Here is a 22147-nt window from a genome sequence, read left to right as displayed (position 1 = left end):
GCGTACGGAAGACCCGCCTCCTGTACGCCGACGCTCCCGTCGCACCGGGTCCCGCTCACTTGATCACTCCGGCCGCGACCGCGACCGGGACCGCGAGGAAGCCGACGACCAGCAGGGCCGACAGCCCCGTGGCGGCGGCCCTCAGCGGACGGTAGCCTCGGCGGCCCGCCAGGCCGAGCGTCTGGAAGGCGCTCCACAGGCCGTGGCGCAGGTGCAGGCCGACCATGACGACCGCGAGCACGTAGAACAGGGTGACCCACCAGCGGGAGGGCGCGAAGCCCTCGACCAGGCGCTCGTACGGGGTGGAGCCGGAACCCGCCGGGTTGACCGCGCCGAACGTCAGGTCGAGCAGGTGGTAGATCACGAACAGCACGATGACGACGCCGCCGTAGCGCATGGTGTGGACCGCGTAGCCGTTCGCCCGAGACCTGCGCCTGGCCGCGTACCTGACCGGGCGGGCCTTGCGCGCCCGCCGGGCCAGGGAGACCGCCGCCCACATGTGCAGCCCGACGGCGGCGACCAGCCCGATCTCGACGACGGTCAGCAGGACGCGGTGCGGGAGGATCGGCTCGCCCATGGTCCGCAGGAAGGCCGCGTAGGAGTTGAAGGACTCCGCGCCGAAGAAGCTCTTGAGGTTCCCGGCCATGTGGCCGACGAGGAAGAGCACCATCACGGCACCCGTGACGGCCATCACGGCCTTCTTGCCGTTGGAGGAGCGCAGGAAGCCGCCCCGCCGTGTGGGCCGTGTGGGCCGCTTCGGCTTCGCGGGGGCGTCCGCCGGGGGTTTCACCGGCGCGGTGGCGGATCCGCGCTCAATCGTGGCAGTCACGTTTGTCACGCTAGGTAGGAGGTTTTACCGCCGTCCAAGTCATCGTGGATGTGGTTTCCATAGCCTGTGGCTATCAGCTGTGCGTTCCCGCCGCTTCCGGGGGCGCGTCCCCCGCGCGGTGCGAGCAATCTCACAGCTCCCCCACCGCGATCTCCCATCGTCTCCCACGTCGTCACCGGTCCCGGATCCGAGGCCGGAGGGTCCGTGCGCTATACGTCCCGTGCATCCCATATGTCCCACACCCCACGCGCCCGGGACCCCAGGTGCCCGGGAACACGCACGCCGGTGAGGCCGTCCGCCGGGGACCCCCTACGCTTGGGAAACGTGCAGCTCCAGCAACTCGCCTACTTCGTGGCGGTCGCCGAGGCCCGGCACTTCACCCAGGCCGCCGAGGGGATGCGTGTCGCCCAGCCCTCGCTGAGCAAGCAGATCAAGGCCCTGGAGGCCGAGCTCGGCGCGCCGCTGTTCAGCCGCGCCCGGGGGAACGTCACGCTGACCCCGGCGGGCGAGGCCCTGCTGCCGCTGGCCCGCAGGATGCTGGCCGACGCCGAGACAGCCAGGAGCGAGGTCGGCGAGCTGGCGGGCCTGCGCCGGGGCCGGGTCCGGCTGGGCGCGACCCCCTCGCTCTGCGCCGGGCTGCTCGCCGACGCGCTGGCCAGGTTCCATCACGCCTACCCCGGCATCGAGCTGTTCGTCGAGGAGGGCGGCTCCCGCGACCTGGTCCGCACCCTCGCCCGCGGCCAGCTCGACCTGGCGCTGATCATCATGCCGCTGCACAGCGACGACCCGGCCCTCGTCACCGAGGAGATCCTGCGGGAGAACCTCGTCGTCGCCTCCCCCTCGGACGACCACACCCGCAGGCCGTACGTGCGCATCGAGGAGCTGCGGCGGCGGCCGATGGTGATGTTCAGGCGCGGGTACGACCTGCGGGAGGCCACGCTCAGCGCGTGCAGGCAGGCCGGGTTCGAGCCCAGGTTCGCGGTGGAGGGCGGCGAGATGGACGCCGTGCTGCGCTTCGTGGAGGCCGGGCTGGGGATCGCGCTCGTCCCCTCGATGGTGCTGGACGGCCGCCCAGGACTGGCCGGGACGCCCCTGGCGCCCCCCGGGCTGCACCGCACCATAGCCATCGCGCACCGCAAGGACGTCGAGCCCACCCGCGCCGCCCAGGCCTTCCGCGCGACCCTGCTCCTCTTCCTCACCGAGGCCGCCCGCGACGGCAGCCTCCCCCAGGGACTCGACCTGATCACCAATACTTGATCGACACGGCGGGCGAGGCGGGCGGCGGAGGTGCTCGTTTCGCGTGGTGGCCGGGGGTTTGCCGCCTCCGGCGCCGGGCAGTCGCGGCGGGTGACCGGACAGGCACCCGGCTCGCGTCCGGCGGGCACCCTTGGCGCGTTCCCGACGTGCGGCGGGCACAATAGCGGCCGGGTGGATCAAGGTGGCTGATCAACACCCTCTAAGTCCCGGTGTCACACTATTCTACGTAGCGTCGACAGGTTCTCCCGATCCAACGAAGAGGCGTCCGTGACCGCCCCCGCCAATGAAACGCTCACGCTTCTCCTCATCGAGGACGACGCGGGCGATGCCTTCCTCGTGGAGGAGCTGCTCAGCGAGGCGGACAACCCACCCAAGATCATTTGGGTGCGCAGCCTGGCCGAGAGCCGGGAGCGCCTCACCCAGGACGTGCAGTGCGTGCTCGTCGACCTCTCCCTGCCCGACGCGTCCGGCCTCGAGGCACTGGAGCAGGTGCTGTCGATGGCGCCGCACGCCGCCGTGCTCGTGCTGACCGGTCTGAACGACACCCACGTCGGCGTGGAGGCCGTCTCCGCGGGCGCCCAGGACTTCCTGGTCAAGCAGGACGTGGAGGCCCGCCTGCTGGCGCGGGCGATCCGCTACTCGATAGAGCGCAAGCGCGCCGACCTGGCCCAGCGCAGGCTGGTCGAGGCCGAGCTGCTCACCAAGGAGAACTCCCGCCTCGAACGCGGGCTGCTGCCGGTCCCGCTGCTGACCCCAGGGGTCCTGGACCACCAGGCCCGCTACCTGCCGGGACGCAGGCGCGCCCTGCTCGCCGGTGACTTCTGGGACACCGTGCAGAGCCCCGACGGCGCCGTCCACGTGGTGGTCGGCGACGTGTGCGGGCACGGCCCCGACGAGGCCGCGCTGGGGGTCGCGCTCAGGATCGCCTGGCGGACCCTGGTCCTGGCCGGGCACACCGGCAACGAGCTGCTCTCCACCCTGGAGGCGGTGCTCCGCTTGGAGCGCAAGTCCGCGGAGATCTTCACCACCCTGTGCATCGTCACGATCGACCCCGCGCTCAGCGCGGCCCGGATGCACGTGGTCGGCCACCCGCCTCCGCTGCTGATCCGCGACGGCGTGATCGGCGTGGTGCCCGGCACCCCCTCCGGCCCTCCGCTGGGGATCTTCCAGGACGTCCGGTGGTCGGCGATCGACGTCCCGCTCGGCGACGACTGGTCGCTGCTGCTCTACACCGACGGCCTGATCGAGGCCACCGTGGGCGGCGGGCCCGACCTGCTCGGCACCGAGGGCCTGCTCAGGCTCGTCCAGGAACAGGGCGGGATCGAGCTCGACCGCCTCATCGAACGCGTCATCGAGCTGAACCGCGACGCGCTCAGCGACGACCTCGCGACCGTGCTCATCTCCCGGAGCGGAAACCGATGACAGATCGTTCCGACCGTCCTGGCCGTGGTTCCAGCCCTCATCCCCTGCCCGCCCTCACCCCCTCGAAGGGGTTCGGGAACCTCCCGGTGGGGCGCTGGTTCACGTTCGCCGGGGTGGGCATCGCGCTGGTCTTCATGCTCTCGGCCGTCGTCACGATCAAGTCGATCGAGGAGACCCGGGAGGCCAGGGAGACGCTGGTCGACGTCATCGACCCGTCGGCGTTGCGCCTCCTGGAGATCTCCAACGCGATGACCTCGCAGGAGAGCTCGGTCCGGGCGTACGGCAGGACCAACGAGGAGGTCTCCCTCCAGGACTACCGGAACGCGATCACCGCGGAGCGGACCTCGCTGGACACGCTCACCGCGCTGCTCCCCCGGATACCGGAACGGCAGACGGTCGGCGCCGAGGTGGCCGCGCTGAAGGCCGCGGGAGAGGCCTGGCGGCGCGACTACGCGGAGACGGTCATCGCCGCCGTACCGACCCTGAAGACCGAGGCCGCCCGGCAGAACGCCACCATCAACGCCACCCGCTTCAACCAGGTCCGGCAGTCCCTCGCGACGCTCCAGAGCCACCTGAACCGGCTGCACGAGGCCGGTGTCGTACGGCTCGACCTCGGCTGGCAGGCCCTCTACGCCGCGCTCATCGGGGTGGCCCTGGCACTGGTCGTGGCCGGGATCGTCGCGGTGCTCATCGTGCGGTACGCGGTGCTCCGCCCGCTGGCGGAGCTGAACCAGCAGGTCCGCGCGGTCGCCCAGGGAGACTTCGACCACAAGCTCAGAGTCGAGCGCCCGGCCGAGCTGTCCGAGCTGTCGGGCCACGTCGACGCGATGCGCCGCCGCATCCTCGCCGAGTGGCGCCGGTCCTCGGAGACGCAGCGCAAGCTGGAGGAGCAGGCGGCGGAGCTGAAGCGCTCCAACGGCGAGCTTGAGCAGTTCGCCTACGTGGCCAGCCACGACCTGCAGGAGCCGCTGCGCAAGGTGGCCAGCTTCACCCAGATGCTGGAGCAGCGCTACGGCGACCAGCTCGACGAGCGCGCCAAGCAGTACATCTCCTTCTCCGTCGACGGCGCCAAGCGCATGCAGATGCTGATCAACGACCTGCTCGACTTCTCCCGGGTCGGCAGGATGGGCGGCGAGCGCACCGGGATCGACACCGCCGTGCCGTTCAGGGCCGCGCTGAACAACCTCGGCGCGACCATCGAGGACAGCGAGGCGACGGTCACCCACGACGAGCTGCCCGAGGTCTACGGCAACCGGGCGCAGCTGACCCAGCTCTTCCAGAACCTCGTCGGCAACGCGATCAAGTTCCGCTCCCAGGACCCGCCGGTGATCCACGTCGGGGCGCGGCGCGACGGGGACATGTGGGAGTTCTCCTGCGCCGACAACGGCATCGGCATCGACAGCAAGTACACCGACCGCATCTTCCTGATCTTCCAGCGCCTGCACGGGCGGGACGTGTACGCGGGCACGGGCATCGGGCTGGCGCTCTGCAAGAAGATCGTCGAGTACCACGGCGGCCACATCTGGGTCGACACCGGAGACGGCGAGAACGGCGAGAACGGCGAAGCCGCCGGGAGTGGTGAAAGGACCGCCACGCCGGGCACGACCTTCCGCTGGACCCTTCCCGCGAAGGACCTGGCCGACGTCCTCCCCGCCCTGGAGGGAGGGGAGTCCCACGGTCATCCGTGAGAGTTCCCGCCCCACCGCCGGTGCCCGCCCTCCGAGGTCTCACCCCGGCTCCGCGGGCGTCCCACCCCGCCACCGTCCCGGCGGCGAGGGTGCCACCGGTCACGCGTACGGTGACCTGATCACCGCCCGTCACCCGTGCGGTGGCCTGATCACCGCCGGTCACCCGTGCGGTGGCCTGATCACCGCTGGTCACGCGTACGGTGGCCTGGTCGCCGCCACCGCCGAAGACGCCACCGAAGGCGCCGCCGAACACGTCACCGAGTCGCGCGGCACCGTGCCGCGCTCCCCCCGGCCCGAGGGCCGGGATCTTCACGCTGGAGGAACCGATGAATGACCTGCGCTGGATCGACGTGCTCCTGGTCGAGGACGACCCGGGCGACGTCCTGCTGACGCGGGAGGCGTTCGAGCTCAACAAGGTCCGCAACAAGCTGCACGTGGTCAACGACGGCGAGCAGGCCATGGCCTTCCTGCGCAAGGAGGGCGACTACGCCGACGTGCCCAGGCCCGACCTGATCCTGCTCGACCTCAACCTGCCCCGCAAGGACGGCCGGGAGGTGCTCCAGGACATCAAGGCCGACGAGAGGCTCCGCGGGATCCCGGTGGTCGTGCTGACCACGTCGGAGTCCGAGGAGGACATCCTGCGCAGCTACAACCTTCACGCCAACGCCTACGTCTCCAAGCCGGTCGACTTCGACCAGTTCATCAGCGTGGTCCGGCGGATCGACGACTTCTTCGTGACCGTCGTCAAACTGCCCAACTCCGGCCAGCACTACTGACGGCCCCGGGGGCGCGCGCGGGGACGAATTTTAGGGGTTGCCCACCCGCCGCGCCTGTGTCTATGGCCCCCCGAGACCTCCCTGTGATCGTCCACCTCGTGAGACGTCGCAGGCGAGGTACCCTTGGCAGGCGAACGTGACAGGAATCACACCGGGTCGGTGAAATTGTGAGAGACCCCTTGCACACAACCCCTAGGCGCCGTCGTAACGTAGCCCCCACCAACATGCGCGCGCACGTGTGAGCCGGCGCGACCATGGCCAGCGCGCGGCACAACTGAAACAACCCGGACCCCTGGGCGAGCGGGGTCCGCGGGAGGTGGAGAGGTCTCGATGACCCAGACAACGGCCGAGAGCCCGGCCAGAAGGCAACGTGCGCAGATCAAGGAGCGCACTCTGCGAACCGACCAGTGGTGGCGCTATCCGCTGGTCACTTTCATCATTTTCACGGCATTCCTCGTCTACGCCACGTGGGCGATCTTTGATACAAGCTACTTCGTGTCGCCGTACCACGCGCCGTTCGCGTCGCCCTGTCTGGCGACGAGCTGCCCGCCGGACGCACGACTGTTCGGCTTCGCCCCCTTCGGCGACTGGTACACCCTGCCCCCCGGCCTGCTGATCCTCGGCCTTCCCGCGGGGTTCCGCTTCACCTGTTACTACTACCGCAAGGCCTACTACCGGGGGTTCTGGCTCTCGCCCCCGGCCTGCGCGGTGAACGAGCCGCACAAGAAGTACTCCGGTGAGTCGCGGTTCCCGCTGATCCTGCAGAACGTCCACCGCTACTTCTTCTACGCGGCGATCGTCGTCGGCCTCATCCTGGCGTACGACGCCGTGAAGGCCCTGATCGAGAGGCCCGCGGGGCTGGGCACGTGGATCCTGATCGTCAACGCGATCCTGATCAACCTGTACACCCTGTCGTGCCACTCCTGCAGGCACATCACGGCCGGGCGCCTGAACCACTTCTCCAAGCACCCGATCCGCTACCGGGCCTGGGGCTTCGTCTCCAAGCTCAACGCCAGGCACTCGCAGCTCGCGCTGGTCTCCATGTTCTCCGTCATGGGCGCCGACCTCTACGTGCGCCTGGTCGCCAAGGGCATCATCGCCTTCCCGTTCGCATAAGGATCTCCTGTGGAAATCGAGCGTCACGAATACGACGTCGTCGTCATCGGCGCCGGCGGTGCGGGTCTGCGGGCGGCCATCGAAGCCCGCCAGCAGGGCAAGCGGACGGCGATCGTCTGCAAGTCGCTGTTCGGCAAGGCGCACACGGTCATGGCCGAGGGCGGCGCCGCCGCCGCAATGGGCAACGTCAACAGCGACGACAACTGGATGGTGCACTTCCGCGACACCATGCGCGGCGGCAAGTTCCTCAACAACTGGAGGATGGCCGAGCTGCACGCCAAGGAGGCCCCCGACCGGGTCTGGGAGCTGGAGGCCTGGGGCGCGCTGTTCGACCGCACCAAGGACGGCAAGATCAGCCAGCGTAACTTCGGCGGGCACGAGTACCCCCGGCTGGCCCACGTCGGCGACCGCACGGGCCTGGAGCTGATCCGCACCCTGCAGCAGCGGGTGGTCGCGCTCCAGCAGGAGGACGAGAGACTGCACGGCGACGCCGAGGCGTACATCAAGGTCTTCCAGGAGTGCACGGTCACCCGCCTGCTCAAGGAGACGGGTCCCGGCGGGAGCGGCGCGATCTCCGGGGCCTTCGGCTACTGGCGGGAGAACGGCAAGCTCATCCTGTTCGACGCCCCCGCGATCGTGCTGGCCACCGGCGGCATCGGCAAGTCGTACGTGGTCACGTCCAACTCGTGGGAGTACACCGGCGACGGTCACGCGCTGGCCCTGCTGGCCGGCGCGAAGCTGATCAACATGGAGTTCATCCAGTTCCATCCCACGGGCATGGTCTGGCCGCCCTCGGTCAGGGGCATCCTCGTCACCGAGTCCGTCCGCGGTGACGGCGGGGTGCTGAAGAACTCCGAGGGCAAGCGCTTCATGTTCGACTACATCCCCGACGTGTTCAAGGACAAGTACGCCACCTCCGAGGAGGAGGGCGACCGCTGGTACACCGACCAGGCCAACAACCGCCGCCCTCCGGAGCTGCTCCCCCGCGACGAGGTCGCGCGGGCCATCAACTCCGAGGTGAAGGCGGGCCGCGGATCACCCCAGGGCGGCGTCTACCTCGACGTCTCCACCCGCCTCCCGGCCGCTGAGATCATCAGGCGGCTGCCGTCGATGCACCACCAGTTCAAGGAGCTGGCGGACGTCGACATCACCAAGGAGGCCATGCAGGTCGGCCCGACGTGCCACTACATCATGGGCGGCGTCGAGGTCGACGCCGACACCGGCGCGGCGGCCGTGCCCGGCCTGTTCGCGGCCGGTGAGGTCTCCGGCGGCATGCACGGCTCCAACCGGCTGGGCGGCAACTCGCTGTCCGACCTGCTGGTGTTCGGCCGCCGCGCGGGAGCCGGAGCGGCCTCGTACGTGGACGGCCTGGCGGCCCGGCCGAGGATCTCCGAGGAGGCCGTGGCCGAGGCGAGCGCGGAGGCGCTGGCCCCGCTGGAGCGCGCGGGTGAGAACCCCTACGAGGTCCACCACGAGCTGCAGCGGACGATGAACGAGCTGGTCGGCATCATCCGCAAGGCCGAGGAGGTCTCCGAGGCGCTGGAGGCGGTGGAGAAGCTCAAGGAGCGGGCCCAGGGCGTCGGCGCGGCCGGCAGCCGCATCTACAACCCGGGCTGGCACCTCGCCCTCGACCTGCGCAACATGCTCCTGGTCTCGGAGTGCGTGGCGAAGGCGGCGCTGCTGCGCCAGGAGAGCCGAGGCGGCCACACCCGCGACGACTTCCCCGGCATGTCGCCCGAGTGGCGGACCAAGATCCTGCTCTGCGCCCTCACCCCGGACGGTTCCGGTGTCACGGTGCGGGAGCAGGTGCAGCCTCCGATGCGGGACGACCTCATCGAGCTGTTCGACCGCGACGAGCTGAAGAAGTACATCACCGAGGAAGAGCTGGCCGCCTTTGACGCGCTGGCCAAGGAGTAACCATGAGTTACAAGGCGAAGTTCCGCGTCTGGCGGGGCGAGGGCGGCGAGGGCAAGCTTGAGGACTTCACGGTCGAGGTGAACGAGGGCGAGGTCGTCCTCGACATCATCCACAGGCTTCAGGCCACCCAGGCCCCCGACCTGGCCGTCCGCTGGAACTGCAAGGCCGGCAAGTGCGGCTCGTGCTCGATGGAGATCAACGGCAGGCCGAAGCTCGGGTGCATGACGCGCATGTCCACCTTCACCGAGGAGGAGACGATCACCGTCACGCCCATGCGGACGTTCCCGGTGATCAAGGACCTCGTCACGGACGTGTCGTTCAACTACCAGAAGGCCAGGGAGATCCCGTCCTTCACCCCTCCGGCCGACGTGAAGCCGGGCGAGTTCCGGATGCAGCAGATCGACGTCGAGCGGTCCCAGGAGTTCCGCAAGTGCATCGAGTGCTTCATGTGCAACAACGTCTGTCACGTCATCCGCGACCACGAGGAGAACAAGACCAACTTCGCCGGTCCGCGCTTCCTGATGCGGATCGCCGAGCTGGACATGCACCCGTACGACGTGGCCGACCGCAAGGACTCCGCCCAGGAGGAGCACGGTCTCGGCTACTGCAACATCACCAAGTGCTGCACCGAGGTCTGCCCCGAGCACATCAAGATCACTGACAACGCGCTGATTCCCATGAAGGAGCGCGTCGTCGACCGGAGGTACGACCCGCTGGTCTGGCTGGGCAACAAGATCTTCAAGCGTTCCAGCTCGAAGACCTGACCCCCTTCTTCCCGCGTTTCACGACGGCGCCGCCCACGGGCTCTCCCGGGGGCGGCGCCGTCGTCTCGCGTCGGCGGCCGGGCCCGGTCTAGTCCGGCAGCAGCTGCCGGGTCTGCTTCCGCATGATGTCGTTGGCGCGGACGGCGAAGTCGTGGATGATCGTCAGCTCCGCGTCGCTGTAGCTCCCGGCCAGATCCGCGTAGGCCCGGTTGACGTCCGCCAGGATCTCCTGCAGCGCGCCGTAGGGGCCCTCACGCACCAGCTCGACGAGCACGCGGCGCCGGTCGGCGCCGTCCCGGCTGCGGCGCACGTATCCCGCCTTCTGCAGGCGGTCCACGGCCGCGGTGATGGCGCCGCCGCGCGTCAGCCCTATCCGTACGGCGAGGTCGTGGGGGGTCTGCGGGCCCTCCTTGTCGAGGACGGCCAGGCAGTTGAAGTCGGTCACGTTGATCCCGGCCCGGCCGGCCACGCCGACGTGGAACAGCGCCAGCTGGATGGCCGTCAGGCGTCCCTGGTCGGACACGGCCATGATCATCTCTCGGCGGCCTTCCGGCTCTGTTGGCACGGCGGTCCCCTCTCTCTATTCTCTCTAAAATAGAGAGACTCGAACATAGAGAGTCTCTATTTTGGTGCGAAAAGAATAGTCGATCCTCCGGGAAGGAGTCATGCCAGCGCCCCCTGCCCAGACCGGCCCACCCGTATCCCGCCGACGCCGGATCGTCCTCGGTATCGCGCTGAGCGCGGCCTTCATGGACAACGCCGACGCGGCCATCCCCGGCATCGCGCTGCCCCGCATCCAGCGCGACCTCGGCGCCGCGCACTGGAGCCTCGTCGGCTAAGCCCTGCTGCCGATCACCGGCGGACGGCTCTTCCCGATCGGCGCCGCCATGACGCGTCGGCGGACGGCTAGGGCGCGGTGGCCGCGCTGATGGTGCCCCAGGCCATGTCGGCCATCGTCGCCATGTTCGGCCCCGCCGGGCGGACCCTCGCGTTCGCGCCGCTGGGCGCGGCGCTCAGCGTGGCGGCGTCAGCGCCCCGCTACTGGGTGGTCCGCTGACCGGGTACGACGTGCTGGGCACCGACGCCGCGCCGCTGAGCCCGCCGCTTCCCGCCCCGTCCACGGCCCGGCCGTGAACGTCCTGCCCCGCGCCCGGAGGGTGCGTCAGGTGGAGCGGCGGAAGAGGCCGCGCTTCTTCTTGCCGGTCTCCTCGCCCGAGGGCTTGCCGGTGTCCTCCTCGGAGGGCTTTCCGGTGTCCTGGCCGGGGAGCGGATAGACCGCCGTCGGGGTCGGCTCGGCGGAAGGCCCGTCGCCGGGGCTGCTCTGCGGCTCGGGCCCGAGGGACCCGGCCTCGCGCTCAGGGCCGAGCGGTGCAAAGCCGTCGTGGAGCGGCCGGTCCGGCGAAGTTCCCTGGCCGGGGGCGTCACCGGGAGCGGTGCCGAACGGCCGGAAGTCGTCGCGCGGGCCGTCGAACTCCAGGCCCCGGGCGGGCTCCTGCGGGAACGGCGCCCCGGGGAACTCCGGCGCCCCCTGCGGAAGGCGCCCCTCGGGAAGGTCGGGCCCCTGTGAGGTGCCCTGGAACTGCGAGGTGCCCTGGAACGTGGCCGCCGTGCCGTCCTGGACCGTCGGGCCGTAGGGCGACTGCCCGTGCCGCGGGTCGTACGGGTCACCGTGACCGGCGACCGGCTGCTGCTCGTAGCCGGGCGCGGGCATGTACGCCGTCGTCTGGTCGTACCCCTGGGGATACTGCTCGGGGCTGTAGCCCTCCGGGTAGACCGGGGCGTACATCTGCATGGGGACGAAGCTGATGATCGGCGCGTACGCCGTGCCGCCCTGGTAGGGGCCCGCGCCGTAGCCGGGACCGCCGGGGTAGGCCATCGGGTCCATCGGGTCGCGGCCCATCGCGCGCGGGCCCGCCCGGCGGACGGCCGCGGCGTGGGCCAGGCGGCGCAGCCTGCCCTCGAAGATCAGTACGGCGAACAGCACCAGCAGCACCAGGATCAGCGCCGGGACGCCGAGCTGGCGGCTCAGCGTGGCCCCGTCGAACTCGGACCCCGCGTTGCGGATCTCGTACACCGAGGTGCCTGAGGCGCTCTCGTCGAGCGTGGCGGTGTCGGACGGCGCGGGCGTGACGGTGGGCAGCTGGTTCGGCGCGGGGGTGGTCGGCGGGAACTGGGGGTCGTTGTTCTCCGGCGTGCCGGTGTCCGCGGGCGGGACCACCGGGGCGGTGGTCTCCTGGACCGGCGGCGGCGCGACCGCCGTCTCCTGCGGGGGCGGCGGGGCCGTGGTCTTCGTGGCCTTGGGAGGCTTCGGCGACGCCGGGACGGTTATCGTGGTGGTCACGGTCTTCTGCGGCACCGCGGTTTCCTCGGCGCCGCCCTGGGGATCCTCGGTGACCGTGACGGTGACGATCGGCGTGGGCTCCTCACAGGGCCCCGCGGGGTCGACGTCACAGCCCTCGATCTGCGAGGGTTCGACGACCATCGTCCTGATGGTCGCCCCGGCCGCGGAGGATCCGGTGAGCGGCGCCAGGGCGAGCAGGACGACGCCGCTGAGTCCTATGGACATCACAGCGGCGGAGACAGCTGCCCTGTGCCGTGCTCGCGTCACCGGTGCCCTCCGCGCAATCAACCATGAACACGTCAAAGAAATACTAGTTGGGCAAAAGTAACAGTAAACCGCGTTTTACAAAACGTGTCGCGACCGGCGACGGCGCTGGATCCTCCTCTGCAGCCACAGGAGGCCGAGCAGCGCGCCCACCGCCGCGCCCACCGCCGGGAGACCCCGGACCCCCGTCATGAGCGGGCTTGACTCGGCCACCGGCTGGACCTGGCCGTTCGGACCGTCGAGGTCCTGCGGGAGGGGCGCTCCCTGCGGGCGCGGGTCCTGCGAAAGGGGGACCTGCGCGGCGGGGAAGAGACCCGCCTGCGGCAGCTGGAGACCGTTCGCCAGACCGGGCATCTGACCGGCCCCCGCCATGCCCATCGCGATCGGCGGCGTCATGGGCCCCTGCGCGCCCGGCACCTGCGCTCCACCCGGCTGCTGTCCCGCTCCCGGGTAGCCGGGCACGGGCATGGGCCCGCCCATCGGCCCGCCGGGCCCCTGCTGCGGTACGCCGGGCTGCCCGATCCCCGGATAGCCCGGAGGCACCTGGGGCAGCGGCATCTGAGGCGCGGCGCCGGGCCTGCCGGGTTGCCCGGCGGGCCACTGGCCGACACCCGTTTGGCCGGGAGGCATCGGCCCGACCACCGGCGGGCGCGCTCCGGGCCGTCCGGGCAGCTTCTGGCCGCCTCCGGGGTAGACGGGACCCATCGGCTGGAGTCCCGGCTGTCCGGGTCCCAGCTGCGGCACCCCGGGCAGCCCCATCACCGGCTGGCCGATTCCCGGCCGGCCGGGAACCGCCTGCCGGAGGCCCTGCCGGTTCGCTCCCTGACCGCGCGCACCGGGCCGTCCGGCCGCGTTACGTCGATCGCGGGCCTTCCGCCCGGTCGCCTTGCCACCCGCCTGAGGACCCATGGCCGCGTGGTTCCTGCCGTTCTGTCCCTGGAGCGCGGGGGGCGCGGGCAGTACGGGTCCCTGGCCGGGTGTCCCCGTACCGGCCTCCGGCGCGGTGTCCGGGGCCGCGACGCCGCCGGGGACCGGACCCGCGGGACGACCGGGGGCGGCATCGTCCGGAACCGGGGCGGGAGCCACCGGGGCCACTGGCGGGGCACCGGCCTCCTGGCGTGTGCCCGGCGCGGTGACCCGCGTCTCGTGGGAGGCCGCCGGGCCTCCCGTCGCTCCCGGCTCACCGGGAAGCGCGGGCGTCCGCGGGCCCACCGGCTGCGTTCCCGGACGGGCCGGGGCCGCAGCGGTGCCGTTCGCTCCCGTCCCAGGACCGGCGGGGCCCGCACCCGCCGCGCCCGGCACCGGGGCCGGGACGGCGAACGATTTCCCGGCGATGTCGAGCAGGAACTCCGACATGCGCTGCTCGGCCTTCTGCGCCTCCGAAACCTCGGGCGCGACCAACGGGGCACCCCCGGTCTCCTCGGCCGCCTGGGGGGCCTTGAGGACCATGCTGGCGGCACCTGGCGCCCCCAGCCGGACGCGGGGCCCGGCGGACCCGGTCGCGTCGGTGCGGGTCTCGGCGACCCTGTCCTCCCGCGTGGCACGGGCGTGCTCCAGCGTCTCCAGCCCTCCGGCGACACCCCCGCCCGGCCTCATCGCCGCGTCCGTGCTCCTGATCGTGCCCTGGGCCTGCTGCCTCACCAGCTTGCCGTCGGGCCCGCTCATCCGGGCCAGGGCGGACACCGTGAGGTCCCGCGGGTGCTTCGGCACGGCGAGCAACACGTCGACGGTGCCGCCCTCGGCGGGCAGGGCGCCGATCACGCACACCCCCGCCCCCTTGGGGAGGGGCGCCGACGACCTGGTCTCCTCGGGGCACTCGATACCCCTGAGCGCCTCGGCGGGGGTCGTCATGACCGCCAGCCGCGCGTCGCCGCCCGGTCCCCGCAACCGGATGCGGTAGCGGATCACCTGCTCGGCGCGGTTCCCCCGCGCCCGCGTACCGGAGTCGGCCTTACCGGAGTCGGCGACGGCGGCCAGGTCGAGGGGCAGCGGTGCCGGCTCGCCCATCTGGACGGCGTACACCCCCGAGGCTCCGAGGGTGAGCACCCCCGCTCCGACCGCTGACACGAACCCAGCACCACGCCACCATACGGTCACCGCATATCTCCGTTCCCCGGGTACGGACACGCGACATCGCCACGTCCAGTAGCAGTTATGTCACGCTGCGGAGTCGATCAATCCTTATTGAACCGACCTTGCCCATCGTTGAGACGACCTTGTACCGCCCGGACGATTGGAAGGTCCGCGGGGAGCCACGCCACGTCGTAGAGCTCGTCCTCGGCCAGCCAGCGCAGATCCAGATGCTCCCTCGCCTCGGGCTTGCCCTCGGCGACCACCGCGAGCCAGACCCGGAGGACGTAACCGCCCGCGAGCGCCCAGTCGCCGCCGACGCGCTCGCCCACCTCGATCAGTACGCCGAGCTCCTCCTGGCACTCCCTGACCAGTGCCGTGTGCTCGTCCTCGCCCGGATCGACCTTCCCTCCGGGCAGCTCCCAGCCTCCGGCCAGCTCGGGAGGATCGGCACGCTGGGCGGCGAGCAGTCTCCCGTCGCCGTCGACGATGGCGGCGCCCACAACGACCTTTTCCATGGCTCCCGATTCTGTCAGCCCTGCTCCCGCGCCTTGAGTTGCGCGAGGATCTGGGGGTGTTGCAGCGGCCGGGTGAATCCCACGATCCCGGTGCGTTCCCGGTAGGTCGTGACCTTGATCGGCCCGCACAACCGGCACCTCGCCTCGACCATCTTGCCCGGGGAGACCACCATTCCCACGTGCCCGGGACGGTCTGGGCCGGTTCCTGGACCGGAGTTGAAGAAGACGAGGTCTCCGGCCCGCTCCTCCCCCTCGGGAACCTCCACCCCGAACGGCCACTGGCCGAACGTGGTGCGCGGGATGGTCAGGCCGACGCTCCGGTAGGCCATGTAGATGATCCCCGAGCAGTCGTAGCCCGCGGGCCCCGTACCGCCCCAGATGTAGGGCTTGCCACGCTGGGCCAGCGCGTACTCGAGGATCGCGGCCACCGTGCTCGTCGGCGCCGCCTCCAGCATGGGCTCGTCGCAGCTGTCGTCCGCCTCGGGCGGGACGGTGACCTCGCCGTCCTTGGCGTACTTCTCGGCGATCTCCATGACCTGGTCGACGTACCACCAGGCACGGTTGTAGACGAACAGCGAACGCCGCACGTCCTCCGGCGCGCCGTTCCGCTTCAGCATCTTGGCCGCGCCTAGGATGGCGTCCGCCGGGTTGTACACGTCGGCCCAGCCGTCTCCGTCGCCGTCGGAGGCGTAGCCGTTGAACGTGGACGGGATCTTGATCTTGGCCTTGCCGCCCCACGTGCTGATGAGAAACTGCATCGGCCCGGCGGCGCCCGCGTAGTTGGTGCCGCTCTGGACGCCGGGAAGCGTGGAACGGCCGTGGTTGGTCTCGCGCTTGCCGACCCCGGCGAGCACGTTCCACTGCACGCCGATCTTCCGGCCGTGCTCGCGGTACAGCTTCAGATACTCCTCGGGGATGTCGGACGTCGCGGTCTCCGACTGGTCCTCCGCCTGCCGCGCGGTGTCGCCGCACTCGGGCCGCGCCGCCCCGGTGATCGACGGGAAGGACGGGAAACTGCTGATCATCATCATCGGCGCCATGATCAGCGTGACCAGGCAGAGCGCGGCGACGCCGAGGATCAGCGCGAGGCGGAGGTGCTTGTTGTCCCTCATCCGCCCCCGCCGCCCGTCCCCCTCGGCCCGTCCGGGACCACGCCTTTCAGCCCGTACGCGACCCCGGCGTCCGTCCCGTCACGTCCGTACGGGATCACGCCGCCCGGCGTGATCCCGTCACGGCGGTGCGCGGCCCCGCACGGTCGCTCTCGGCCGTACGTGATCTCGCCGCTCATCCGGTCTCGCCGGTCTCGCCGGTCGCACCGGGCTCGGAGAGCTGGTTGTCCCCCTCCTGGCCGGAGTCCGCGGGCTGGAGATCGTGGACCCGCCAGTCGGCGCCGACCTGGATGAGCGTGACGGCGTACTCCGCGGTCCTCTCGTTCACCCCGCTCCTGGCCGTGACGTTCTGGGTGCCGACGACCACGAAGACCACCGAGGCGCTGTCGATCTGCCGGATCTCCTTCACCCGCGCCGCCCCGACGGAGACGATCTCGTCGGCCTTGTTCGCCTCGACGGTGCCCGGCGAGGTGACGGTCCGCAGCAGCGCCCCCGAGAACTCCGCCGTGACGTACCCCTTGAGGCGGTCGCCGTAGACCGCCGGGTCCTCGTCGTAGCTGAACGTGCCGTACTCGGCGGTGAACCGCTGCGCGTAGTCGGCGGCGGCGGCCAGCTCCTGCTTGGTCATCGGCAGGTAGGAGTAGACGTCGAAGGGCGCGTTGCTGGCCGTCGCCGCCGGACGCGCCGGCTCCGCGGCCGGTTCCTGCCCCGACGCCACCGTACGGGTGACGCCCGCCGGTTCCGTCCGGTTCTCCGGCCCCTCTCCGCTGTCCGGCCACATGGTCAGGTAGACGCCGACGGCGGCGAGTATCACGACCAGCACCGCGAAGACGGCTCCCCGCCGGCTGCCTCCCTCGATCATTGTCAGTCCTTGCCGCGGTTGGACGGGCGCAGCCAGAACGGCGGCGGCTCACCGGCCTCCCCGCCGCGCTCCGCCCGCCTGGTGATCCAGAGCGGAGGCGCCTCGGACGACCTGCCTCCCGAGTCACGGTTCCGTGAGCCGCCGGAGCTCCGGGAGGAGCCTCCGCCGAAGATGCTCCCGCCGGAATCGCTCGAGCCGCCGGAACCCGAGGAGCCCCGGGAGGACCCGCCGCCGTTCCGCGATCCCGAGCCGCCTCGCGAGGAACCGGAGCCCGAGGAGCCCCGGGAGGAACCGGAGCTCGAAGAGCCCCGGGAGGAGCCTCCGCCGAAGATGCTCCCGCCGGAACGGCCACTGCCACCCGAGGAGCCGGAAGACCCCGAGGACCCCGAGGACCTGCCCGACGAGGGCGCCGAGGGCCTGACCGAGGGGGACGAGGACCCGCCGTTACGCGATCCCGAGCCGCCCTGCGGGGCCCAGCCACCCGAACGGCCGCCGAACCAGCCGCCGGAACCGCTCGACGACCCGCCCGAGCCGCGCCCTGAGGAGCCCCCGGACCGGCTGGGGGGCGCGGTGCCTCCCGTACCGGCTCCGGAGAGGTTGAGCGGCGGCGCCGCGCCGGGACGGGCCGCGGTGACCGGCCTGCCGGTGCCCCTGCGTCGGCCCGCCGCCTGGGGGTCGGTGTCGAGCGGCGCAGGCTGGGCGCCGGTCGGGACCCGGGTGCCCGACGGTGTGGTCGGCGTGGCACCGCCGTCCTCGCCGCGGACCCTGCCCTGGGCGACCGCTGCCGCCGCAGCCGCGCCGACACCGGCCCCTCCGGCCATCGCCGCCGCCTGCAGCATCGGCTCGGCCTTGCGCATACCCCACCGCCCCGCCCTGACCGCCGCGACCGGCGGCAGCGCCGCCGCCGCCCGCTGCAGGGTCGGCGCGGTCGCCGCGTCGCCGAGCATCCGGGTGGTGAGCGTGTGCCCGTCCATGGACGAGAACAGGTGCTGGAACGGCCGCCGGTAGAAGAACACCGCGATCGTCAGGATCGCCATGAACATGACCTGCATGCCCCACGGCATCGCCGTGGAGATGATCAGGGCGTAGCCGTACACGAGCACGCCGAGGACGAGGGCCAGCACGGCCTGTCTCAGCAGGGTGCCGATCAGCATCTCCACCCAGCGCATCGCGATGATCCGCCCGGATCCCGGATGGACGCCGATCAGCAGGAAGACCGGCGCGAGGATCAGCAGCAGCAGGAAGCCCACCTTGAGGACCAGCAGCGAGACCGCCACCAGGAAGATCAGCAGCCCCGCGACCATCGCGGCCATGAAGGCGCCGATCGCGACCCCCAGGCGGCTCGTCCAGTCCTTGCCCTGGAAAAGGGGGAAGACCGGCGTGTTCTGGAGCTTGTCGGCGATCTCCGTCTCGTATCGTGCCTGGTGGGAGTTCGCCTCCGGCATCTGCTCGGCCTTCATCTCGGCCGCGTCTATCGTCTGGATCTCCAGCAGCTTCGCGCCGAATATCTTGATGATGGGGGCGTTGGCGTCGGCCGTGCCGAACTGGCCCATCAACCACGGCTTGCAGACCAGGGTGGACCAGAGCGCGTCGGAGTTCTGGTCGACGCCCGGCACACCGCTCTGGCCGTACCCACTGCCCTTGACCTGCGGGTTGGCCTCGCCCTTGGCGGGCAGGCAGGAGGTCCCGCCCGCGCCGGGCAGCCCGGAGAAGGCGGAGTTGACCACCTCGCCGGTCTTGTCGGTGACGACCTTGCCCAGGCCCGTGAGGTCGCCGGGGCGGCTGAAGAACCAGACCGCCACCGTGACCGCGAGGACCATCCAGATGACGCCCTCGGCGGTGGTGGTGGCGCGCTTGCGGATCAGCCCGTACCAGGCCAGCCAGATGGCGCCGAGGATCACCAGCGGCCGCAGGTACGGCCAGTACATGGCGTCGGCCAGGCGGACCACCATGTCGTCGACGACGTTCTTGATCGACTCCAGCGGGCCCTCGGTGGCCGCCGCCTGGTAGGTCGTGATGGTGAGCCGGTCCAGCGCCTTGGCCCACAGGAAGACCGTGTTGGCCATCGCGTTGCCCATCACCGCCGCGATGTCGTCGCAGCCGAGCAGGTGGGTGTGCCAGAACTGGCCGCTCATGCCGTACGTCGCGTAGTTGCCCTGGACCGCCGGGGCCTGCGCCGTCGGGGTCTGCGCCGCCGGGGCGCCCGGCTGGGCGGCGTCGGGGAGCGGCGGCTGGATCAGGCCGTCCACGCCTCCGGAGACCATGTCCGGGGACAGGTCGGGGGACATGTCGCAGGGAGCCGCGGCGGCGGCCGTGGCCGTGCCGCCGGGGAACGCCAGCGGCAACGCGAAGAAGGCGGTCAGCGCCACCAGCCCGATGGCGACCCGCCTGCCCAGCCGTCTCCCGCGAAGCGGGCTCTTTTCACGAAACCCGCTTCTCTCACGGAACTCACGAAGCCCGCGAAAACCGGACCGTCTCTCGCGAGAGCCCTCAAGAAGCCCCTTAAGGGAGCCTTTCATGACCGCACCTCCAGCGCCGCAGCCCCCGGCCTACCGACTCTGTCGCCCCCAGGAAGATCATGCACTTTCTCGTCGGGTTTGTCGTGGGTCGGATTCGTGTCCAGCCAGCGCAGCAGCTCATCCGAGATCAGGTCCACCCCGATACGGCCCGCGCGACCGTCCAGATCCCGGAAGACGCATTCGCCGTTGCCGAGCGAGCGCAGCACCGCCTTGTGCTCCTCGGAGGGTTCGACGCCGAGAAGCGCCATCACGTGCTCCACCTCGACCCGCTCCGTGGAGCGGAACGCGAAGACCGACGACAGGCAGTTCGTCACCTGCTCGCTCAGCAGGTCTCCGGCGTTCTGCGAGACCAGGACCAGCGCCGTGTTGCGGGAGCGGCCCATCCGGCTGACCTCGGGCACCAGCTTGGCTCCCTCGGGGGTGGAGGTGATCGCCCACGCCTCGTCCAGGAAGATCGCCTTGGGCGTCCGCCGGTCCAGGCCGTTCATCAGACCCCGCGCGAACTGCGCGACGAGATAGAGCAGCGCCACCGACAGCCTCTGCTCGTACGAGTAGTCGTCGCGGCCGGTCGAGGCGTCGGGCAGCGTCAGGCCGCCCAGGGTGAAGACCGTGGTCCAGCCCTCGGTGTCGATCTGGTCGCCGCCCGAGGGGTCGAAGCAGAGCCTGGCCAGATGCATGTCAGACATGGAGCGGAGCACCGCGCCCAGGTTCTTGGAGGCGGCGTCCTCGGTCTGCTCCAGGAAGTCGACGACCTTGCCCAGCGACGGGTCCTCGGCGTTGGAGACCGCGGCGACCGCCTGGATCATCGCCGACTCGCGTTCCTCCGACATCCGGGGCAGCAGCAGGCGCAGGGTCTCGGTGGCCATCGTCTTCTTCGCCGCCAGGTCGTCGCCGAACGAGAACGGGTCCAGCAGGCCGGGAGCCGCGGAACCGAGGGGGATGATCCGCGCCTTCCTGCCCCGCTTCCGCAGCAGCTGCACCAGCGACTCGGCGTCGCCCTTGGGGTCGATGACCGCGACCGTCACCCCGCGCAGCGCCATCTGGTAGATCATCAGCAGCGCCAGCGTGGTCTTGCCGCCGCCGGGCTCGCCGGTGATGGCGATCGCCGTCGGCCGGTTGCGCGTCGCCGCCACCAGCGGGTCGAAGTGCACGATGCTGCGGGCCCGGCCCAGGGTCTCCCCGACGTACGGGCCCATCCAGCCCGAACCGCTCTCGTCCACCCGGTCGCCCAGGTCGACGGTCGCGGTGGCCATGCCGCCCGCGATGGTGCGCAGCGGCTGCCGCTGCGCGTAGGCGTTGACCCGGACCCGCTCCCCCGGCAGCGTCTCGCAGAACAGCGAGAACTGGTCGCCGGTGGAGTTGACGATGTCGATGCCCATGTCGCGGTAGTGCTCCACGACCGCCTCGACCCGCTGCACGCAGATCTCCTCGGTCGGGGCCGACACGATGAGGCGGTGCCAGCCGTACACGAACGGCAGGCGCTCCTTGGTGATGCCGTGCTCCAGCATCCTGGCCGCGTCGATCTGCTCGGCCAGGGCCAGCGGCGCCTCCGCGCCCGCCTCGCGGATGTGGATGTCCATGTCACGGGCGTGGGCGAGCTTGCGCGCCACGTCCTTGCTCGCCTTGACCGGCGGGATCAGCCGCATCCTCGAACTGATCTCCACGGGGAAGGGCAGCTGGTCGGCGAAGTGCATCCAGGGCTCGCCGTCGGGGAAGGGCATCAGGTCGGGGAAGCGGGCGAAGGACATGTGCGCCACGTAGGAGTCGCCCTGCGGCTGCTCGATCCGCAACAGCGCCCTGCCGTTGTGGATCTGCCCCTCGACGAGGGATTCGATCTCCCCCTGCCCCCACCTGCGCTTGGGGCTGGCCGAGGCCGGGGGGTCGCCGAGGGAGCCGGTCGTGGCGTGCTGGAACAGCCAGGCGAGCTCGACGGAGGTGGCGTGCCTGGCGTACAGCGCGCTGGCGGACAGCGCCCTGCCCAGCCGCTCCGCCTGCTCGGACCACTTGGCGATCTCCGCCTTGGGGACGTGGTCGTCCTCGATGCCCAGGGCCTTCTCGCTGCGCTGGTAGAAGCCGAAGAGCTGCGAGAGGACGCCGGTGCCCAGCTGCCGCCCGCGCGTGCCGAGCCGCACGCCGAGGTAGACCTCCTTGGTCCAGAAGTCCTTGGCCCAGACGTGGCGGTACATGTCCTCCAGGTAGTCGCGCCAGCCCTGCCCCTCGTCGGAGGTGGCGTTCAGCGCCATCGCCCACTCGGCGGCGGGGTAGGTGCGGTGCGCCACGCGCAGGTGGACCTCGGCGTCGGGCATGCGGATGGCGGCCAGCGCGATCGTGATGTTGGTGGCCAGCGCCTCCCGCTCCTCGGGGGTGATGAACTCGTAGCTCACGGTCGGCAGCCTGAAGTAGGCCCAGACCGACGAGTCGGTGAGCAGGATCCGGTCGTCGAAGTAGCGGACGGCGAGCCGGCTGCGCGTCCGGGAGGCGCGGCTCACGGCCCCTCCCCCACCGCTCGCGCGGCCCTGCCGCCCCGGCCTCCGGACCCCTCGCCGATCCGGATCCCGCAGCGCCCACTCACCCGAACCCCGCCGCCTGTCCCGACCCGATCCAGCCCGCTCACACGAACCCCGCCACCCGTACCAACCCGATCCAGCCCGCTCACACGAACCCCGCCACCCGTACCAACCCGATCCGGCCCGCT

General features: G+C 71.0%; 18 protein-coding genes. 9 read left to right on the top strand and 9 right to left on the bottom strand.

Going from position 1 to position 22147, the window contains the following annotated elements; translation table 11 throughout:
- Positions 1–55: 55 nt before the first annotated feature.
- The gene (locus tag ACW9TB_RS16170; RefSeq protein ID WP_472748843.1) at positions 56–829 is read right to left on the bottom strand and encodes a succinate dehydrogenase cytochrome b subunit; all 774 of its coding nucleotides are present in this window, start codon (positions 827–829) and stop codon (positions 56–58) included.
- 324 nt (positions 830–1153) lie between these two features.
- Between ACW9TB_RS16170 and ACW9TB_RS16165 the strand changes: the two genes are divergently transcribed.
- The 7 genes from ACW9TB_RS16165 (at position 1154) to ACW9TB_RS16135 (ending at position 9769) form a co-directional block, all read left to right on the top strand.
- A complete protein-coding gene (locus ACW9TB_RS16165) occupies positions 1154–2086 on the top strand; it encodes a LysR family transcriptional regulator (RefSeq protein ID WP_472748842.1) in 933 nt (310 codons plus the stop codon).
- Between the two features lie 267 nt (positions 2087–2353).
- Positions 2354–3508: a PP2C family protein-serine/threonine phosphatase gene (locus tag ACW9TB_RS16160; protein ID WP_472748841.1), complete on the top strand. Its 1155-nt coding sequence runs from the start codon at positions 2354–2356 to the stop codon at positions 3506–3508.
- Positions 3505–5196 (top strand): sensor histidine kinase, encoded by a 1692-nt coding sequence (locus ACW9TB_RS16155; RefSeq protein ID WP_472748840.1) that lies wholly within the window; start codon positions 3505–3507, stop codon positions 5194–5196. Before ACW9TB_RS16160 ends, ACW9TB_RS16155 begins: the two co-directional genes overlap by 4 nt.
- Before the next feature lie 326 nt (positions 5197–5522).
- Positions 5523–5972 (top strand): response regulator, encoded by a 450-nt coding sequence (locus tag ACW9TB_RS16150; RefSeq protein WP_472748839.1) that lies wholly within the window; start codon positions 5523–5525, stop codon positions 5970–5972.
- Positions 5973–6302: 330 nt separating this feature from the next.
- Positions 6303–7088, top strand: a complete 786-nt coding sequence (locus ACW9TB_RS16145) for a hypothetical protein (protein WP_472748838.1) — start codon at positions 6303–6305, stop codon at positions 7086–7088.
- A 9-nt stretch (positions 7089–7097) separates the two neighbouring features.
- A complete protein-coding gene (locus ACW9TB_RS16140) occupies positions 7098–9005 on the top strand; it encodes a fumarate reductase/succinate dehydrogenase flavoprotein subunit (RefSeq protein ID WP_472748837.1) in 1908 nt (635 codons plus the stop codon).
- Positions 9006–9007: 2 nt separating this feature from the next.
- The gene (locus ACW9TB_RS16135) at positions 9008–9769 is read left to right on the top strand and encodes a succinate dehydrogenase/fumarate reductase iron-sulfur subunit (RefSeq protein ID WP_472748836.1); all 762 of its coding nucleotides are present in this window, start codon (positions 9008–9010) and stop codon (positions 9767–9769) included.
- 88 nt (positions 9770–9857) lie between these two features.
- Here the strand turns inward: ACW9TB_RS16135 and ACW9TB_RS16130 are convergent, their stop codons facing one another.
- Positions 9858–10292 carry a MarR family transcriptional regulator gene (locus ACW9TB_RS16130; RefSeq protein ID WP_472748835.1) on the bottom strand — a complete coding sequence of 145 codons (435 nt, stop codon included), beginning with the start codon at positions 10290–10292 and terminating at the stop codon, positions 9858–9860.
- A 142-nt stretch (positions 10293–10434) separates the two neighbouring features.
- On the opposite strand from ACW9TB_RS16130, the gene ACW9TB_RS16125 reads away from it, so the two are divergent.
- Both ACW9TB_RS16125 and ACW9TB_RS16120 read left to right on the top strand, forming a co-directional pair.
- Positions 10435–10608, top strand: coding sequence for a hypothetical protein (locus ACW9TB_RS16125; protein WP_472748834.1), 174 nt, complete (start codon positions 10435–10437; stop codon positions 10606–10608).
- A gap of 77 nt (positions 10609–10685) precedes the next feature.
- Positions 10686–10826 (top strand): hypothetical protein, encoded by a 141-nt coding sequence (locus ACW9TB_RS16120; RefSeq protein ID WP_472748833.1) that lies wholly within the window; start codon positions 10686–10688, stop codon positions 10824–10826.
- 105 nt (positions 10827–10931) lie between these two features.
- On the opposite strand, the gene ACW9TB_RS16115 is transcribed toward ACW9TB_RS16120, so the two are convergent.
- From ACW9TB_RS16115 to ACW9TB_RS16085, 7 genes are all read right to left on the bottom strand, one after another.
- A complete protein-coding gene (locus tag ACW9TB_RS16115) occupies positions 10932–12335 on the bottom strand; it encodes a DNA polymerase III subunit gamma/tau domain-containing protein (RefSeq protein ID WP_472748832.1) in 1404 nt (467 codons plus the stop codon).
- A 117-nt stretch (positions 12336–12452) separates the two neighbouring features.
- Positions 12453–14441: a hypothetical protein gene (locus tag ACW9TB_RS16110; protein WP_472748831.1), complete on the bottom strand. Its 1989-nt coding sequence runs from the start codon at positions 14439–14441 to the stop codon at positions 12453–12455.
- A 107-nt stretch (positions 14442–14548) separates the two neighbouring features.
- Positions 14549–14962, bottom strand: a complete 414-nt coding sequence (locus ACW9TB_RS16105; protein ID WP_472748830.1) for a (deoxy)nucleoside triphosphate pyrophosphohydrolase — start codon at positions 14960–14962, stop codon at positions 14549–14551.
- A 14-nt stretch (positions 14963–14976) separates the two neighbouring features.
- Positions 14977–16074, bottom strand: a complete 1098-nt coding sequence (locus tag ACW9TB_RS16100; protein ID WP_472748829.1) for a C40 family peptidase — start codon at positions 16072–16074, stop codon at positions 14977–14979.
- 172 nt (positions 16075–16246) lie between these two features.
- Positions 16247–16933 (bottom strand): hypothetical protein, encoded by a 687-nt coding sequence (locus ACW9TB_RS16095; protein ID WP_472748828.1) that lies wholly within the window; start codon positions 16931–16933, stop codon positions 16247–16249.
- 2 nt (positions 16934–16935) lie between these two features.
- Positions 16936–19302, bottom strand: coding sequence for a type IV secretion system protein (locus tag ACW9TB_RS16090; RefSeq protein ID WP_472748827.1), 2367 nt, complete (start codon positions 19300–19302; stop codon positions 16936–16938).
- A 146-nt stretch (positions 19303–19448) separates the two neighbouring features.
- Positions 19449–21941, bottom strand: a complete 2493-nt coding sequence (locus tag ACW9TB_RS16085; protein ID WP_472748826.1) for an ATP-binding protein — start codon at positions 21939–21941, stop codon at positions 19449–19451.
- Between the last annotated feature and the right edge of the window lie 206 nt (positions 21942–22147).

It is taken from the genome of Streptosporangium sp. H13245, assembly GCF_055690525.1.
Note: the sequence above shows the minus strand (reverse complement) of the source record. Positions and strands in the feature narration are given on the sequence as shown.

Excerpts from the sequence above, each read along its gene's own strand:
- ACW9TB_RS16135 (WP_472748836.1), top strand. The coding sequence starts at position 9,008 with ATGAGTTACAAGGCGAAGTTCCGCGTCTGGCGGGGCGAGGGCGGCGAG.
- ACW9TB_RS16145 (WP_472748838.1), top strand. The coding sequence starts at position 6,303 with ATGACCCAGACAACGGCCGAGAGCCCGGCCAGAAGGCAACGTGCGCAG.
- ACW9TB_RS16095 (WP_472748828.1), bottom strand. The coding sequence starts at position 16,933 with ATGATCGAGGGAGGCAGCCGGCGGGGAGCCGTCTTCGCGGTGCTGGTC.
- ACW9TB_RS16125 (WP_472748834.1), top strand. The coding sequence starts at position 10,435 with ATGCCAGCGCCCCCTGCCCAGACCGGCCCACCCGTATCCCGCCGACGC.
- ACW9TB_RS16115 (WP_472748832.1), bottom strand. The coding sequence starts at position 12,335 with ATGTCCATAGGACTCAGCGGCGTCGTCCTGCTCGCCCTGGCGCCGCTC.
- ACW9TB_RS16155 (WP_472748840.1), top strand. The coding sequence starts at position 3,505 with ATGACAGATCGTTCCGACCGTCCTGGCCGTGGTTCCAGCCCTCATCCC.
- ACW9TB_RS16105 (WP_472748830.1), bottom strand. The coding sequence starts at position 14,962 with ATGGAAAAGGTCGTTGTGGGCGCCGCCATCGTCGACGGCGACGGGAGA.
- ACW9TB_RS16100 (WP_472748829.1), bottom strand. The coding sequence starts at position 16,074 with ATGAGGGACAACAAGCACCTCCGCCTCGCGCTGATCCTCGGCGTCGCC.
- ACW9TB_RS16150 (WP_472748839.1), top strand. The coding sequence starts at position 5,523 with ATGAATGACCTGCGCTGGATCGACGTGCTCCTGGTCGAGGACGACCCG.